General features: G+C 40.5%; 1 protein-coding gene. It reads left to right on the plus strand.

Annotated elements, in window-relative coordinates:
* Positions 1-991: Rib/alpha-like domain-containing protein (locus HMPREF2937_RS13765; protein ID WP_257245386.1), on the plus strand; the 991-nt coding region annotated here is incomplete at both ends.

The raw sequence follows: 991 nt of genomic DNA on the forward strand, positions 1-991 counted from the left end.
ATGATCCAACGAAATTGCCTGATGGAAATACTCATGGCGTATTTGATGTTCCGGTCACAGTGACATACCCAGACAAAACAACAGACAAAGTAACAGTTAAAGTTACTGTAGGAGATCAACCACAAAAAGATATATACGAACCGACTGCGGGAGAAATCACAAAACCATACGGTAGCGCAACTACTGAAGAAGAAGTCAAAGGCAAAGTAAGTGTTCCAGGTTTCCCTCAAGAGGGTGACCAACCAATTATTACTGTAGATACAACAAAAGTACCTGACGGTAAAACAAGCGGTAAGTTCGAAGTTCCAGTCACAGTGACATATCCAGATAAAACAACAGATACAGTGAATGTCAAAGTTACTGTTGGACCAAAAGATTCAGATACGTATGAACCGAAATTTGAAAATATCACAAAACCATACGGTCAAGGCACAACAGAACAAGAAGTGAAAGATAAAGTGACAGTACCAAACTTCCCAGCAGATAAAGGAACACCGGTAGTAACAGTAGATGATCCAACGAAATTGCCTGATGGAAACACTCATGGCGTATTTGATGTTCCAGTAACAGTTACTTATCCAGACGGTACAAAAGACCACGTGGTAGTTAAAGTGACTGTAGGAGACCAACCAGAAAATGTAAAATACGATCCTAAAGCAGGAGAGGTAACTAAACATTATGGTGAAACAACAACACTTGATGAAGTAAAAGAAAAAGTGACTGTCCCAGGATATCCAGAAAACGGCCAACCATTCACAGTGACAGTAGATGAAACAAAAATTCCTGACGGTCAAACTAGCGGCGAGTTTGAAGTGCCAGTCACAGTCACTTATCCGGATAAAACAACAGATACAGTGAATGTGAAAGTTACAGTCGGTCCAAAAGATTCAGACACTTATGAACCAACAGTCAAACCAATTGAAAAACCGTTCGGCCAAGGCACAACTGAACAAGAGATCAAAGATAAAGTGACAGTACCTAACTTCCCAGC

Origin of the sequence: Staphylococcus sp. HMSC061G12 (genome assembly GCF_001838465.1) — a bacterium.
GTDB lineage: Bacteria > Bacillota > Bacilli > Staphylococcales > Staphylococcaceae > Staphylococcus > Staphylococcus simulans.